The organism is Helicobacter pylori, from assembly GCF_006439795.1.
GTDB lineage: Bacteria > Campylobacterota > Campylobacteria > Campylobacterales > Helicobacteraceae > Helicobacter > Helicobacter pylori_CR.
Map to the genome: position 1 here is coordinate 20,297 of NZ_VEYL01000018.1, position 16,291 is coordinate 36,587.

Sequence of the window (16,291 nt, forward strand, 5' to 3'; positions counted from 1 at the left end):
CCTTTCTAATCCTTTATCGTTAAATTTATAAGCGTGTTCCTTAAGGAAGAATTTTAGAATGCGTTTTAGCAATGATCAAAGGTTCAGCCTGTTTCAAAACACAATCTTTAGTGATACGCACTTCCGATCCCTTAAGCTTGGGCAAATCAAACATAATATCCAAACAAAAATCTTCAATGATCGCCCTTAAGCCCCTAGCCCCGGTTTTTCGCTCTAAAGCGAGTTGAGCGATTTCTTTAATGGCTTCTTCTTCAAAAATCAAATCCACTTCATCCATTTTGAAAAGTTGCTGGTATTGCTTGATTAGGGCGTTTTTAGGTTTTTGTAAAATATCCACCATCGCTTCTAAACTGATGCTATCTAGCGTGCTTAAAACCGGCAAACGGCCGATAAGCTCAGGGATAAGCCCATAAGTAACCAAGTCATGGGTTTGGACTAAATGCAAGATCGCTTCTTGCTCTTTTTTGCTCATCTTTTCTTGAGTGAAACCCAACACATTCTGCGTGGTGCGTTTTTTAATGATTTCAGCTAGCCCGTCAAACGCTCCGGCGCAAATGAATAAAATATCGCTCGTGTCAATTTGAATGAAATTGCCCTCAGGGTGCTTTCTGCCGCCTTTGGGGGGGATATTCACTAAAGAGCCTTCAACGATTTTTAACAACGCTTGCTGAACGCCCTCGCCAGAAACATCTCTAGTGATGGAGCGGTTTTCTGACAAACGGCTGATTTTATCAATCTCGTCAATAAACACAATGCCTTTTTGGGCTTTTTGGACATTCCAATCGCTCGCTTGCAACAATCTTGTGAGGATATTTTCCACATCTTCGCCCACATAACCCGCCTCAGTTAGGCTAGTCGCATCGCTAATGGCGATAGGAATATCCAAATGCTTGGCGAGAGTTTGTGCCATTAAAGTTTTGCCCGATCCTGTAGGGCCGATCAATAAAATATTAGACTTGCTCAACTCCACTTCTTCTAAATGCTCCAACTCCACATTGCTGTCTTGGTTGTCTTGTTTTTTGAGTTTTTCTTTAAAAGATAAGCGTTTGTAATGGTTATACACGGCTACGGAAAAAACCTTTTTAGCCTGCTCTTGCCCTATCACATAATTGTCTAAAACCGCCTTAAGCTCTTTAGGGGCTGGAATGCGAGAGAGCAAAAACTCTTCTTCATAGGCGCTTGATTCCATTCTTCTCAATCGGTCTCTTTTGAGCGCTAATAAAGAATCCATTCTGTCGTATTTGCTGTCGTATTTGTGCAATTCCCCATGCATCACGTCAATGCAAAATTCGCACACGCACACATCTTTATTGAGATTGCTCGCAAAAATAATGCGGCGTTTTTTGGGATCTCTGGATTCTGGTTTTTTGCAAAAACTGCAATAAAGCGTTTCGTTCATGTTATTCCTCTTGTTTTTCTTCGCTAGAATATTCGCTTGACTTATACGCCACGCCCCTAGAACTCTCTAAAATAAAAGAGCAAATCTCTTTTACAAAAGGGTTATTGGCATGCTCTTCTAATTCTAATTTAGCGCTCTCTCTTAAAGAGGGGATAGGGCGGAACAACCTTTTATAAAGCGCATAAATAAAATCAATATCCTTACTCTCTAATAATTGGCGCATCCGGTGGCGGTTTAACCCCCTAATAAAAGCGCGATTTCCCTCTACGGTGCAATAAGGCGGCACGTCTTTGCCTAAAGCGCTCTTACCGGCTATCATGCACCCTTTAGCGATACGCACAAACTGATGGATTGCAGTAAGACCGCCAATATTGACATAATCGCCTATTTCAATATGCCCTGCTAAAGTTACGCCATTAGCCAAAATACAATGACTGCCAATCACGCAATCATGAGCGACATGCACATAAGCCATGAGCAGGTTTTTATCCCCAATAAGGGTTTTTTTAATCCCCCCTTCAGTGCCGGGATTTATCATGCAAAATTCACGAATAAGGTTGTCTTCTCCAACAATCAGCTCGCTGTATTCGCCCTTGTATTTTAAATCTTGAGGCTGTGTGCCTAGCACGGCAAAAGGGAAAATTTCGGTGTTTTCCCCGATGAAAGTATGCCCTTGTAAGGTTACATTGTTATGGAGTTTCACGCCATCATTGAGCTTGATATGATCCCCAATCACGCAAAATTCCCCAATTTCTACGCCCTTGCCAATCTCTGCTTTAGGAGAGATAATGGCTGTTTTTGCAATTTTACTCATTTTTTAATCTCTCTCTGCGATCATGGCTTTTAATTCGGCTTCAGCGACCACTTTGCCATCCACTTGAGCCGTGCCGCCCACTTGCCAGATCATGCCTTTATGCTTTAAGACTTCTAAATGGTATTCTAATTTGTCGCCTGGGGTTACAGGAATGCGGAATTTAACCTTATCAATCGTCATGAAATACACGATTTTTGTTTTGGCTATTTCAGGGTCAAACCCCCACAAGCTAGTGAAAGCTAAAAACCCTCCCGTTTGCGCCATGCCCTCTACAATTAAAACGCCCGGGAAAATGGGCTTATTAGGGAAATGCCCGTTAAACACGTCTTCATTAAAAGTGATATTCTTATAAGCGGCAATTTTTTGATTGGCTTGTAACTCTATAATTCTATCCACTAAGAGCATGGGATAGCGGTGGGGTAAAATCTGTAAGATATGCTCTATAAAAAATTGAGATTGTAAGTTTTGATGGCTTTGTTCCATAAAATAAACTCCTTGTTTTGGATTCAATTAAAGCGCTATTTTTAGCGTTGGTTATTCTAAAAAATAACCGCTATTATACCATAAGAAAACCGCTCGCTTGTATTTGCAAAAACACCGATGCATTACGCCATAAACTTAAAGAAACGCTTTGCATAGACGCCATTCTGCACCGCTCATGCATCATTCATGCGTGTGGCTTAGAATATTCTCTCTTAAATGATAGTGTGGGTATTTGTTAGAATCCAAAACCACTTGCCCCATGAGCTGCTTGTCCAAATTGAAAATTAAAGGGGCTAAATAATTCACGGTGGAAAGCTCAATGGGGGTTTGAACGACCATGATATTAGCGACCAGAACGCTCTTTGCTCCCTCTAATTCTAAAAGGATTTTTAAGGGGGTAGGCACTTCAAATTCGTATTTTCTTAAAGCAAAGGGATTGACCAGCGTGAAAGACACCACGGAATTATTTTCTGTGCTATTCAAACGCAAAAAGATTTCATCAATCTTTTGCAAACGCATTTTATGAATGGTTTCAAACCCTAAGATAGGCACTTTCACATCAAAAATCATAGGCGATTGCATTCCCTTTAAAAAAGCACAAAATCTTCTCCTTAAAGAATAAAAGACCGCCTTAAAACCAGCGCTCAATGATTTCTAAACTAAAAACTCTGTATTATATCAAACAATTTTGGTAAAATCAATTTTTGCTAGTTTTGGGTATAATCCCAATAACTTAACCATGATGGAAGTTTAACTGAACAATTATAAAATATAATAAGGAGTAGGAAATGAGCAAAATAAAACCACAAATCAAGAAAAATAATTCTAGTAAATCTCATTTTAGCGATGGGTGGTGCCTTTTTGGTGCGGTTGGGCTTGATTTGGAGAAATGGTCTTTAAAATATACAACGGAATTAAGAAAGCGAAGAAAAAATAAATTTGAATATAATGAAAGTTATTTTTAAAAAATTTAATTTTATAAGACAGGTGGCATGCGTTTAAAACATTTTAAAACTTTCCTTTTTATCACAATGGCAATCATTGTTATAGGCACCGGTTGCGCGAACAAAAAGAAAAAAAAAGACGAATACAACAAACCGGCGATCTTTTGGTATCAAGGGATTTTGAGAGAAATCCTTTTTGCTAATTTAGAAACAGCGGACAATTACTATTCTTCTTTGCAGAGCGAACACATCAATTCCCCCCTTGTCCCAGAAGCGATGCTAGCTTTAGGGCAAGCGCACATGAAAAAGAAAGAGTATGTTTTGGCGTCTTTTTACTTTGATGAATACATCAAACGCTTTGGGACGAAAGACAATGTGGATTATTTGACCTTTTTGAAATTGCAATCGCATTATTACGCTTTCAAAAACCATTCTAAAGACCAGGAATTTATCTCTAATGCTATTGTGAGTTTAGGCGAATTTATAGAAAAATACCCCAACAGCCGTTACCGCCCCTATGTAGAATACATGCAAATCAAATTCATTTTAGGGCAAAACGAGCTCAATCGCGCGATCGCGAATGTCTATAAAAAACGCCACAAGCCTGAGGGCGTGAAACGCTATTTAGAAAGAATAGATGAGACTTTAGAAAAAGAGACTAAACCCAAACCATCGCACATGCCTTGGTATGTGTTAATCTTTGATTGGTAGGATATTTCAAAACCATACAAATTTATAACAGAGAGATGAAAAATGACTGAAGATTTTCCTAAAATTCTGCCTTTATTGGTAGAAGAAGACACCTTTTTATACCCCTTTATGATAGCCCCTATTTTTTTGCAAAATAACGCGAGCATTAAGGCGGTGGCTTACGCTAAAAACAATAAATCATTAGTCTTTATTGCATGCCAAAAAGACAAATTGAACGACAATGAAGCCCCTTATTATGATGTGGGAGTGATTGGATCTATTATGCGTGAAGCCAACATGCCTAATGGGCACGTGAAATTGCTCTTTAATGGCATCGCTAAGGGGCGTATTTTAGAGCCTGCTAAAGAAAACGAGCAAGGCTTTTTAGAAGCTCAAATAAGCCCTATTGAATATTTAGAATACGATAAAGAAAACATTCAAGCTATTGTGGAAGTCTTAAAAGAAAAAGTGATCACTCTAGCCAATGTCAGCTCACTCTTCCCCCCGGATTTGATCAAGGCTTTAGAAGACAATGACGATCCTAACCGCATCGCTGATTTAATCGCAGCGGCCTTGCATTTAAAAAGAGAGCAAGCGTATTCTCTTTTTGCGAACAACAACACCGAACAGCGCTTGTTGGATTTGATTGATATTGTGATAGAAGAGACTAAAACCCAAAAACTCCAAAAAGAAATCAAATCAAAAGTCCATCAAAAAATGGAGCAAACCAATAAGGAATATTTCTTAAAAGAGCAGCTCAAACAAATCCAAAAAGAGCTTGGCACAGACAAACAGCGAGATGAAGATTTAAACCAATACTACCAAAAACTAGAAAGCATCAAGCCTTTTTTAAAAGAAGAAGCGTTTAAGGAGATTAAAAAGCAAATTGACCGGCTGAGCCGAACCCATGCAGACAGCTCGGATAGCGCGACTTTACAAAATTATATTGAAACCATGTTAGATGTGCCTTTTGGGCAATACGGGAAAAAAGCGCTTGACATTAAGCATGTGAGAGAACAACTAGACAAGGATCATTATTCCTTAAAAAGGCCTAAAGAGCGCATTGTAGAATACTTTGCTACCATGCAGCTTTTAGAAATGCGCCACAAGAAAAAACCAGAAAAAAAAGACAAAGCTAAAGGCACGATTTTATGCTTTTATGGGCCTCCTGGCGTGGGTAAAACGAGTCTGGCTAATTCCATCGCTAAAGCGATAGAGCACCCTTTAGTTCGGATCGCTTTAGGGGGCTTAGAAGATGTGAATGAATTAAGAGGGCACAGACGCACTTATATAGGCTCAATGCCTGGGCGCATTGTCCAAGGGCTCATTGAAGCCAAAAAGATGAATCCGGTCATGGTTTTAGATGAAATTGATAAGGTGGATAGGAGCGTTAGGGGCGATCCAGCGAGCGCTTTATTAGAGATTTTAGACCCTGAGCAAAATATCGCTTTTAGGGATCATTATGCGAATTTCAGCATTGATTTGTCGCAAGTGATTTTTATCGCTACTGCTAATAATATTGACAGAATCCCAGCTCCTTTAAGAGACAGAATGGAATTTATCAGCGTGTCCAGCTACACGCCTAACGAAAAAGAAGAGATCGCTAAAAACTACCTCATCCCCCAAGAATTAGAAAAGCACGCCTTAAAGCCTAGCGAAGTGAATATTAGCCATGAGTGTTTGAAACTCATTATTGAAAAATACACCAGAGAAGCGGGCGTTAGGGATTTACGAAGACAAATCGCAACGATTATGCGTAAAGTAGCTTTAAAATACCTAGAAGATAACCCGCACAAAAAAGGGCGAACCAAAAAAAGCGAAAATGAAAAAAGCGAAAATGAAAAAAGCGAAGATACAAAAAGCGGAAACGAAAAAAGCGGAGATAAGGGTAAAGATTTCTGCGTCTCTATCACGCCTAGCAACCTTAAAGAGTATTTAGAACGCATGGTGTTTGAAATTGACCCCATAGATAAAGAAAATAAAATCGGTATCGTCAATGGTTTGGCATGGACTCCAGTAGGCGGCGATGTGCTTAAAATTGAAGCGCTTAAGATTAGAGGCAAGGGGGAATTGAAACTCACCGGGAGTTTAGGCGATGTGATGAAAGAATCCGCTCTCATCGCTTTTTCTGTTGTCAAAGTCTTGTTAGATAACGAAACCTTAAAAGCGCCTAAAATCCCTAGCGAAACCGATGCAGAGGGTAAGAAAAAGAAAAAAGCGCTGAAAGTTTATAACGCTTATGATTTGCATTTGCATGTCCCTGAGGGGGCTACGCCTAAAGACGGTCCGAGTGCTGGGATCGCTATGGCGAGCGTGATGGCGAGCATTTTGTGCGACAGGGCCACAAGGAGCGAAGTGGCAATGACGGGCGAATTGACTTTGAGCGGGGAAGTTTTACCCATAGGGGGGTTGAAAGAAAAATTGATCGCCGCTTTTAAAGCCGGCATTAAAACCGCTCTCATTCCTGTCAAAAATTACGAAAGGGATTTAGACGAGATCCCTGCTGAAGTGCGAGAGAATTTAAACATCGTTGCGGTGAAAAACATCGCTGAAGTGTTAGAAAAAACCTTACTTTAGAATTTGGCATGAAAGCAGGCATTATTGGTTTAGGGCTTATGGGGGGCAGTTTAGGGCTAGCCTTACAAGAATGGGGGCGTTTTAAAAGCGTTACAGGCTATGATCATAACGCTTTGCATGCTAAATTGGCTTTGACTTTGGGGCTTGTAGATGAATGCGTGGAATTTGAAAAGATTTTAGAATGCGATGTGATTTTTTTAGCCATTCCGGTTGAGGGCATCATTGAATGTTTGAAAAAAATGACCTCTATCAAAAAAAGTGCAACGATTATTGATTTAGGGGGTGCTAAAGTGCAAATCATTCACAATATCCCTAAAAGCATTCGTAAGAATTTCATCGCCGCGCACCCCATGTGTGGGACAGAGTTTTATGGCCCTAAAGCGAGCGTTAAGGGGCTGTATGAAAACGCTTTGGTGATATTGTGCGATTTAGAAGATTCAGGGATTGAGCAAGTAGAACTCGCTAAAGAAATCTTTTTAGGCATTAAAGCGTGCTTGATTAAGATGAAATCCAACGAGCATGACACCCATGTGGCTTATATCAGCCATTTACCCCATGTTTTGAGCTACGCTCTAGCCAATAGCGTTTTAAAGCAAAACGACCCAGAGATGATTTTATCCTTAGCGGGTGGGGGTTTTAGGGATATGAGCCGTTTGTCTAAAAGCTCGCCTTTAATGTGGAAAGATATTTTCAAACAAAACCGAGACAATGTCTTAGAAGCGATTGAAAAATGCGAAAAAGAAATCGCGCAAGCTAAGGCTTGGATAGAAAATAACGATTATGAAAGCCTTGCAGAATGGATGGCGCAAGCGAACAAGCTCCAGGAGTTCATGTAAAATAATTTAAAATTTGTATATTGTTGTTTTTAGGGTTGCGAGAAGCGAAATGGGGTATTTGGATTGTTTTTATGGATTATAGGCTGTTTCATATGGATAGCATGGATTTATCTAGCAAACCAGCAAACAACCATAAGAGATTATCTTAAATCCGGATCTATTGTTGTGTTTGCCATAATTGTAATAATCATTTCATCTCATTTCTCCAACGCCTATAAAACCCTTATCGCTTCCAACAAAAAACCAATTTTAGCCGTTTAGGGATTTGATTTCTCAAACCTTTTATCAAAAACACCGGTGTTTTTACGGGCATTTTAAGGGTGCTTTTAATACTTCTTGGCGTTGTTAAGATACTTAGGCAATTCATTCAACTCAGTGTTTTTATTGTTCTTAAAAACCACTTGCTTTTCAACCCGCTCATATTCTTTACAATCTCTTCTCATTTCTTGTAAGAGATACTTTTGGTTGTCATTAGGGATATAAAAGCATTCGCTTTTAGCGTTTTCATAGCTGTCCGTTAGGCTTACATCATAGTGGTACCAAAATCCGCTAGGGATAGCGATATTCTTAGAGCTAAAGGTTCTATAACCCTGTTTGATGATGGTGAGTTCTTCTACTAAAACTTGATGGTATTTCCTGGCCAAATTACGGCCCTCTTTTTCCACCAATAAAACAGAATGCCTGTTGGTGTTTTTGGCTTCAGGAGTGATATTAGTCATTCTGTAAGTCTCTCTTAAAGGGTTAGACGCAAAGTCAAAAGAAGCGTCATTCGCCACAAAATGCCCCCTATCAAAACCGCTTCTTGTGTAATCTTGTGTCGTGGCTTGTTGGTATTTGGCTAATCGTGTGTCTGTTTTAAACTGGTAGCGTTTTTCAATATTGTTTTTATCCACTAAATCCCCAAATAACACGCTCGCGCCATAAATAGGGTTTTTTAACTCGCTAGAATAACACACCGAATAGAAGTTATTTTTCAAGACTTTACAATCAATGTTAATGAGCATGCCATTAGCGTTATGAGTGGGATTGTGATTTTTAGTGGGGTTAGCACTATTGGCTTGTTCCTTGATTTCATTAAGCTTTTTAGCGGTGTAGCTGTTAATAGCCTTAGTAAAATTATCCAGCATGTCCGCTTGGAGCCAACTCATAGCGAAAAGGCTAAAACAGAGCAGGTTTTTAAAGGTTTTCATGTTTTGCTCCTTGTTGATTGGCTTGAATACTACAACAATATTTTTAATCGTTTATTTTTGCCCACTAAATAGGCGTAGCGTTTTGATGCGTTAAGTGGTGCGCGTTGAATGATCAAACTTAAGAATAAAAAATTTCATTGTATTTTTTAGTGATCGCATCTATCCCCCATGCGTCTTCGTCCATATCGCCCAAGTTTAAATAATCTTCGTTAGAGTCTAAACAAGCGCAATAAATCCTTTTTTGCTCGTTTAAATCTAAATTGTGGAACTCTTCGCTATGGATTTCATCGATCTTACAATCGGCGCGTTTTAAAAAACGCTCATTAAGATCGTTAAAGATTTTTAGGCATTCGCTCGCACTTTTAGCGTTAAGGATTTGTTTTTTAATTTCTAAATTCACTTCTTTCAATTCAGCATAGACAAAACTCCCGCCCCCTTTAAAACCGCATTTTTTAGAAATACCCCCTTGCTCGCCCTCTATGACTTTTTTTAACCTTTCTTTGGTGATCGTTTCTATGTAGTCCATTTGCTCGATGCCAATGTAGCGGCGTTTCATTTTGTGTGCCACCGCGCAAGTCGTCCCGCTCCCGGCGAAAAAATCTAACACGAGGTCGTTTTCTTGGGTGGAAATTTCTAAAATATCTTTAATAAGTCGTTCGGGTTTTTTGCCAGCTTTCCACACTAGATTTGCTTCTTTATTGATATTCATCATATCTTTATAAAAGCTTCCCCACCAATCTCCCCTTATTTTTCTTAATCCAATTTTTGCGTCAAAATCATCAGTTTCGCCAATAGCATCACTTAATTTAAGAAATTGTCTTATAATATTATTTGAATTTTTAAATATTAAATATTGATTATATTCTACAATCTCTCCACTATTAAGATCGCTTTCTTGTTCTTTCGTAAAGTTAAAATTAACTTCTATCATTGCATCCTGATAAATATTGTTTGCATTTTTATGGATAAAATCTCTAAAGTCTTTATCATCATTGTAAAGAGCCATGATTTTGTCTTTTGTTATATTTTCATATCTATTTTTTAAGAAATTTAATAGTGTTTCTCGTTTTTTAGTTTCAGGATCTATATAGATCGAATAGTGTTCATCCCATTCTTTAGCCACATAAAGAGAACGGATAAAACTAAAATTCTCCATATTTTTTGAATAAATTAAAATATATTCGGCATTTTTAACAATATTTCCTTTTTTAGCCGAAGCCACTTTCATGCCTTGCGTTGCCGATAATTCTACATGCAAACTCGCCACAAAATTCTCTCTAAGAAAAATCTCATCCATTAACACTTTTAAATAAGCTTGTTCGTTGTCATCGCATTGCACAAAAATCACGCCATCATCGCTTAAAAATTCCCTAGCCGCTTCAAGCCTGTTTTTCATAAACACTAGCCAAGAGCTGTGGTTGAAATTATCGTTGTAATTAAAGCTGTCATTACCGGTATTATAAGGGGGGTCAATGTAGATGCATTTCACTTGTTTAGCGAATTTCTTTTTTAAAGAATGGAGAGCGATCAAATTGTTGCCTTTGATAAGGTAGTTTGTGTTCTTGTCTTTTAAAGCGCTTTCTAAATCGCCCTCTCCTTGCATTTCAAAACGGCACAACGCTTTTTTGTGTAAAAGCGTGTCAATTTCTTTTTTATGCAATATCTCATGGTAAAAAAGCTCGTTAGATTTGGTGCTGTTATCTTTAGCGCCACCCAGTAAAACATTGTCTTTAAAAGGGAAATTCAAAACGACTAATTCGCTGGATTTTATCAAACCCCCTTGTGAATATAAGCCTATTTTATTTTTAAATCGTGTGAAAGATTTTTCTAATTCTTTTGTTTCTAAACATTCTAATAACGCCTTTTCATTAAATACAAGCGTGTTGGCGATCATTTTAAAAAAAGCGTTTTTGTAGTCGTTAGCGTTTTCATGCTCAAGCATGAAAGTTAAAAGCTTTTCATCATTCTGTAGGATTAAAGTAACTAATCGTTCTTTAGTGAAACGATTGATTAAAATATCTATTAGGGTTTTGAGTGGGGTTTTTAGCATTTTTAATCCTTAAAAATTTGATCGAAAGCGGTTGCAAATTCGCTTTTTACTTCTTTATTGTTATGGAGCGTGAAAAAAGGCAAGCCTTTTAAATGGAGTTTTTTGTTATGGCTTTTAAGCGCGGCGTTTTCTAGCATTTCTAAAAATTCTTTTTTCCAAGCGTTAGAATGCTCTAAATGTTCGCCTTTAGCTTCCATATAACAAGTGAAGCCTAAAAATTCATCTTCATGCGTTTGGGCAAAAAGGATAAAATCTGGCTCAAAACCTTGCGCGTAAAAGGGGCTATTTTCTATGTTGCAAAAAACTTTTAATTCAGCGAAATGATCGTTCCTTAAAACGCACCATTCTTTGAATTTCTTGTCTAAAATCTCTTTATTTTTATTGATAAAATCTAAAAAATCCCTTTCTAAATCGCTGTCTAGTTTTCGCATGTCCTTAAAAAGCAGCCATTCATAAAAGGGAATGTCTTTTTCCCATTCGCTAGCGCTAAGGCTTTTATTATGCGTTTCAAATTCTTTCAATTCTAACGCGCTCACCTCGTATTTATCTTGCTCTTTTAAAAGCGTGTCTTTTAAGTTTTCAATGATATAAACAGCGAGTTTTAAAAGGATTTCGTTGTTATCAAACTTTTGGTTTTTATGGAAGTTTGTTTTTAATGAAGAAACATACCGCTCTATAAATTCCACTTTATTGTTAAAGGCATGTTTTTTAAAGGCTTTTTTAAGCGTTTTAAAATCCAGGTTTTTTAAATTAAGGGCTTTTAAAAAATAATTTATAGGGATTTTGTCTAAGGTGTGGGGTATATAATAAGTTGTATCGCCTTTATTTTCTTCTTTAAAATCCACTTTCTTTTCACGCACATTAAAAGCAAATAAGGGGACATGCAAGCTTTTGAGTGTGGCTTCAACAGGGCCTGAATAGTCTTTATTGAATAGGTTTTTATTTTTGTCTTTTGTATTGCTTGCATAGTAGCATTTGAAACGCTTGGTGGGTGTTAAAGGGATAGTCTGTTTTTCTTTATTTTCTTTTTCATCCATAAGCCCTAATCCTAAAACTTGTAAATCGTTTTTTAATTCAGCGATAAACTCGCTGTTATAAATAGCATGGTAGTCTAACCTTTCTAGCGCGCTTAAGGGGTTGGAAAGATCAAACTTGCGTTGGTAAAACTCTATGTGGCTTGACTTGAAACCGTTATAGCTAAAGGGGTAGTATCTCGCTCCTCGCCCTATGAGTTGGGCGTCTTTAGTGGTGTCTTTTTTGTTGGCTTTATTTTTAAGCCTGACAACATCAAACAAATTTAACACATCCCAACCTTCATTGAGCTTATCCACGCTAAAAACCACTCTTTTAGGGTTGTCTCTGTCTTCTAGGGAGTTCAATAAAAGCATGCTCTTTTCTAATTCTTTTTCGTTATTGGTGTTAATCTGAACGCTTTTTTGGAATTTCGTTTGCAAGAATGCGGCAAGGTTGGGGGTGTAATTTTGCTTATCAAAAAAGTTTTTAGCGTCTTTAAAAAAAGCGTTGCGGCTGTGATTGAAAAAATTTTCTAAATCTGAAGAGCTTAAATTTTCTAAAAAGGCGTTGAAGCGCTCTTGATTTTCTTTACTATCTTCAATCCTCTCGCTTTTAAACAAAATGCATGGCTTAAAGTTTCCAATATTACGGTGTTGGGCTAATAATTCTTTATACAAACTGGAAACGCATGCCCCCAAAAAGCGCGTTTCTAATTCTTTATTTTCATAAGAAAGGGAGTAGATGTTTTTGCAAAATTTATCCTCGCTAAATTCTTTTAAGGTGTAAGTGATCACCTTTAAGTTTTCATATTTGTCTTTAACGCTTTTTTCTTTAGGGATAGTGGCGCTAAATTCCAGCAATAAATTGTCTTTATTTTGTTCTAGCGCTAATTTCACAACGCTTTCCCAGTTGTGTTTATCACTAGATTCCGCATTGCTTAATTTCTTTTTAGTCTCTGTGTTTAAATGGTGCGCTTCATCCGCTAAAAAAACCAATTTTTGATCTTTTAAATCCTCTATGGTGATAGCATTTTCTTTAGCTTTAGTGAATAAGGAAAACAAGCCTTGAATGGTGCTGAAATAAATGTTGATAGCACTTGTTTGGCTCTCGTTTAAATTATTGACGCTTTTGATTTCGGTGTTTTCATCATTGATATGGATATTTTCACTAAAAAGGTATTTTGATGAAACGCTGTCTGTAAAATTCAATTTCGTTTTTTCTAAAATGCTGGCGCTATTCACAAAAAAGATAAAGTTTTGATAGCCTTGCTTGTAGCATTCTAAAATCAAACCCGCCATCACTAAGGTTTTACCGCTACCGGTTGCCATTTCAAACATGAAATGCTTTTGAGTGGGGTTGGATTGTCGTTTTTCTAAATAATGGCGTATCGCTTTTTTTTGATAATCTCTAAGCTCTTTTTTTAAATTACTGGTGATATGGGTGGGTAGATCTATTTCTTTATTATTGGGTGCGTTATTTAACGCATGATTTTTTATCGCTGATTGGGGGGGGGGGGGGTAACTTTGAATGGATGAATCTTGCATAAAATCCCCTAATGAAAAAGTGAAAAAATTATAGCGTAAAGTTTTGAAATTGGTTTTAGAGGTGCTAGCGAACAATTAAAATCACATAAAGTTTTAGTTTTAATATTTAATGGAATAAAGCCCTTAAAATCAAAAGCGCTTCTTTTTCTTTGCTATAATCAGTCTAAAAAAACCAACTTTTTTAAAACAAAGGAATGATGATGCAAGAGATTTTTTTATGTTCTATTTCCAATGTGCGCAGTGGGGATTGCAAGGAAGATTGCGCTTATTGCACGCAAAGCTCACACCATCAAGGAGCGATCAAGCGCTATAAATTTAAAGATGAAAAAGTGGTTTTACAAGAGGCTAGAGCGTTAAGGGAATTAGGGGCTTTGGGGTTTTGTCTGGTTACTTCAGGGCGCGAATTAGACGATGAAAAATGCGAATACATCGCTAAGTTAGCTAAAGCCATCAACAAAGAAGAATTAGGCTTGCATCTGATCGCATGCTGCGGGCGCGCAGATTTGGATCAACTAGAGTTTTTAAGAGATGCGGGCATTCATAGCTATAACCACAATTTAGAGACTTCGCAAAATTTCTTCCCTAAAATTTGTTCCACGCACACATGGGAAGAAAGGTTTATCACATGCGAAAACGCTTTAAGGGCGGGATTAGGCTTGTGCAGTGGGGGGATTTTTGGGCTTAATGAGAGCTGGGAAGACAGGATTGAAATGCTTAGAGCTCTAGCTTCGCTCTCCCCGCACACCACGCCCATTAATTTTTTCATTAAAAACCCGGTATTGCCCATTGATGCAGAGACTTTGAGTGCGGATGAAGCCCTAGAATGCGTGCTTTTAGCTAAAGAGTTTTTGCCTAACGCTAGGCTTATGGTGGCTGGAGGGCGTGAAGTGGTGTTTAAAGATAACGATAAACAAGAAGCCAAGCTTTTTGAATACGGCATCAATGCGGTGGTGTTAGGGGATTATTTGACCACCAAAGGCAAAGCCCCTAAAAAAGATATAGAAAAACTGCTCTCTTATGGCTTGACAATGGCGACAAGCTGTCATTAATGAGAGAACTTTTTAAAAGCGTTAGAGGGTTTTTGCGCCTTCTTAGAATGATTTTCCCCGAGCGTCTGAAAAATGCTTTTTGGGGCTTGAGCGAATTGTTTTACTACGCTTCCAGCTTGAGTTTTTATACGATTTTGTCTTTATCTCCTATTTTGTTGTTTGTGTTTAGTCTTTTTGTGTCTCATTACATGCAAGCGCACAGCGGTGAAATGGAAGCCTTGATTTTCCCTAACGCCCCTAAACTCATTGGCGCGATTAAGGATTTTTTAGAAAATTTTAAAAAAACAGACATAGCCTTAGGCACGCTTGAAGAAGTGTCTATTTTAGTGGCGTTGGTGCTTTTTTGTGAAAACTACCGCTCCATCGCGTCAAAAATTTTTCAAGCAAAGCCCAGAGATTACGCGCATTTTAAGGGTAAAGAAATCTTTTTATTTTGGGGTTTTGGCACGACCTTAGTGTTTTTATTCGCTCTGCCTTTGGTGGTGTTTTTTGATATTAAGATCCAAGTGTTTTTTGAAGATAAAGATTCAAGTTTGTTGCATGTTTTAAGATGGATAGGCACTTACGCGTTTTTTTTGATCCTTTTTACCATTCCCACGAATAAGGTGTTTAAACATTATTTTTGGGTGTTTTTATGGGTGTTTTTTACGAGCGTTTCTTGGCATGTGCTAAAATGGGCTTTCACTTATTATGTGTTGTATAACCGCACTTACCATGAGCTTTATGGGAGCGTTTCTATTTTGTGGTTTTTGATGAGCTGGGTGTATGTGAGCTGGCTTGTGATTTTAATTGGCATGTATGGGTGCAAGGTGTGTGATGCATTCGATCCTAAAGAAGTGTTTAAGAAATTTTTAGGCTTTTTTAAAAAAGAAACTTGATGAAAAAGTTTTCTTTTAGATCGGTTCTAAAAATCTAAACGCAAACCCCACAACACCCCAAACTAAAAAGTTAAAAACAAAAGAAATAAAAAAGCAACACTAACGGAATAAAGAATAAAGAATAAAGAATAAAGATCTAAAACGCTAAAAGCGTTTTTTACAATCAAAATAAGCTTGGTTGTAAGCGATAACTTTTTAAAGAATAAAACTTTCTAACAACATTTCTTGGCACTCTTTAGAATTGAAGTGCAGTTTAGGGATTTTAAAAACTTCATAAACTTCCTTTAAAAAGAAGCTTGGATAAGAGTTTCACAAATAATTACATTCTCAACGAATAAAACTTTTCTCTTAAATCCGTGTTTAATTGGTGCGGACTTTTCTTGCCAAAGATATAAATCTTAAACTTTTAAAAAAATTGGATTTTAGATCTTATGTTATGACTTTAAGCTTTATTTTATCGCTTCAGGTTTTATTTTATGATTTTAAATTTTATTTTGTTTTCAAACTCGTTTTCTTAAAACCCTAAAACCTTTGAATAAAAACCCAAAAAACTAAAAAATACCGATACTATATAAAAACAAGCTTCTTAAACAAAGCAAAACATACTAATGCGTGTTATCAAATCATTAAAAACAATAAAAAAAACTTAAACAAAATAAGCAAGCAAAAAACTTTGAACAAAACAATAAAACAACAAAACAATAAAACAACAAAACAATAAACCACAAACCAAAACAACTAAAAATAAAAGAAATGAAAAAAGCAACAGAAAAATAAAGCACTAAAATATAATCAATAATGAAATCAAATAAAAAGCAAGACT

13 protein-coding genes and 1 pseudogene are annotated in these 16,291 nt (G+C 37.2%); 7 read left to right on the forward strand and 7 right to left on the reverse strand.

All coding sequences use genetic code 11. The features are described 5' to 3' along the window. Positions 1–40: 40 nt before the first annotated feature. Genes clpX through fabZ form a run of 3 tightly spaced genes read right to left on the reverse strand, consistent with a single transcriptional unit; the run spans position 41 to position 2,696 of the window. Positions 41–1,399 (reverse strand): ATP-dependent protease ATP-binding subunit ClpX, encoded by a 1,359-nt coding sequence (gene clpX, locus FIM66_RS07105; RefSeq protein ID WP_140501977.1) that lies wholly within the window; start codon positions 1,397–1,399, stop codon positions 41–43. Between the two features lies 1 nt (position 1,400). Continuing rightward, complete coding sequence (gene lpxA / locus FIM66_RS07110) at positions 1,401–2,213, reverse strand: acyl-ACP--UDP-N-acetylglucosamine O-acyltransferase (protein ID WP_140600302.1); 813 nt, start codon at positions 2,211–2,213, stop codon at positions 1,401–1,403. 3 nt (positions 2,214–2,216) lie between these two features. After that, positions 2,217–2,696 (reverse strand): 3-hydroxyacyl-ACP dehydratase FabZ, encoded by a 480-nt coding sequence (gene fabZ / locus FIM66_RS07115; RefSeq protein ID WP_140600303.1) that lies wholly within the window; start codon positions 2,694–2,696, stop codon positions 2,217–2,219. Between the two features lie 47 nt (positions 2,697–2,743). Here fabZ and FIM66_RS08345 point away from each other — a divergent pair. Continuing rightward, positions 2,744–2,916 (forward strand): annotated as a pseudogene (locus FIM66_RS08345) (flavoprotein oxidoreductase). On the opposite strand, the gene fliW reads toward FIM66_RS08345, so the two are convergent. Beyond that, complete coding sequence (gene fliW / locus FIM66_RS07125) at positions 2,877–3,266, reverse strand: flagellar assembly protein FliW (RefSeq protein WP_140600311.1); 390 nt, start codon at positions 3,264–3,266, stop codon at positions 2,877–2,879. The pseudogene FIM66_RS08345 and the gene fliW overlap by 40 nt on opposite strands. A gap of 218 nt (positions 3,267–3,484) precedes the next feature. Here fliW and FIM66_RS08065 point away from each other — a divergent pair, with 218 nt between their 5' ends. The 4 genes from FIM66_RS08065 to FIM66_RS07140 are packed head-to-tail and all read left to right on the forward strand — an operon-like array spanning position 3,485 to position 7,743. Next, a complete protein-coding gene (locus FIM66_RS08065) occupies positions 3,485–3,661 on the forward strand; it encodes an OTU domain-containing protein (protein ID WP_194147156.1) in 177 nt (58 codons plus the stop codon). Positions 3,662–3,688: 27 nt separating this feature from the next. Continuing rightward, a complete protein-coding gene (locus FIM66_RS07130; protein ID WP_001237315.1) occupies positions 3,689–4,351 on the forward strand; it encodes an outer membrane protein assembly factor BamD in 663 nt (220 codons plus the stop codon). 42 nt (positions 4,352–4,393) lie between these two features. After that, positions 4,394–6,907, forward strand: a complete 2,514-nt coding sequence (gene lon / locus FIM66_RS07135; RefSeq protein WP_140600304.1) for an endopeptidase La — start codon at positions 4,394–4,396, stop codon at positions 6,905–6,907. 8 nt (positions 6,908–6,915) lie between these two features. After that, a complete protein-coding gene (locus FIM66_RS07140; protein ID WP_140548402.1) occupies positions 6,916–7,743 on the forward strand; it encodes a prephenate dehydrogenase in 828 nt (275 codons plus the stop codon). Positions 7,744–8,069: 326 nt separating this feature from the next. Here FIM66_RS07140 and FIM66_RS07150 read toward each other — a convergent pair whose 3' ends face one another. The 3 genes from FIM66_RS07150 to FIM66_RS07160 all read right to left on the reverse strand — a co-directional run bounded on the left by FIM66_RS07150 (position 8,070) and on the right by FIM66_RS07160 (position 13,541). After that, positions 8,070–8,933, reverse strand: a complete 864-nt coding sequence (locus tag FIM66_RS07150) for a DNA/RNA non-specific endonuclease (protein WP_140600305.1) — start codon at positions 8,931–8,933, stop codon at positions 8,070–8,072. A 118-nt stretch (positions 8,934–9,051) separates the two neighbouring features. After that, entirely contained in the window at positions 9,052–10,983 is a 1,932-nt protein-coding gene (locus tag FIM66_RS07155) for a site-specific DNA-methyltransferase (protein WP_140600306.1), read from the reverse strand. Positions 10,984–10,985: 2 nt separating this feature from the next. After that, positions 10,986–13,541 carry a DEAD/DEAH box helicase family protein gene (locus FIM66_RS07160; protein WP_140600307.1) on the reverse strand — a complete coding sequence of 852 codons (2,556 nt, stop codon included), beginning with the start codon at positions 13,539–13,541 and terminating at the stop codon, positions 10,986–10,988. A 200-nt stretch (positions 13,542–13,741) separates the two neighbouring features. Between FIM66_RS07160 and FIM66_RS07165 the strand changes: the two genes are divergently transcribed. Together FIM66_RS07165 and FIM66_RS07170 are read left to right on the forward strand one after the other, a co-directional pair. After that, positions 13,742–14,590: a biotin synthase gene (locus FIM66_RS07165; protein ID WP_001155601.1), complete on the forward strand. Its 849-nt coding sequence runs from the start codon at positions 13,742–13,744 to the stop codon at positions 14,588–14,590. Then, positions 14,590–15,468, forward strand: a complete 879-nt coding sequence (locus tag FIM66_RS07170) for a YihY/virulence factor BrkB family protein (protein ID WP_140600308.1) — start codon at positions 14,590–14,592, stop codon at positions 15,466–15,468. The genes FIM66_RS07165 and FIM66_RS07170 overlap by 1 nt, the downstream gene beginning before the upstream one ends. The last annotated feature ends 823 nt before the right edge of the window (positions 15,469–16,291 follow it).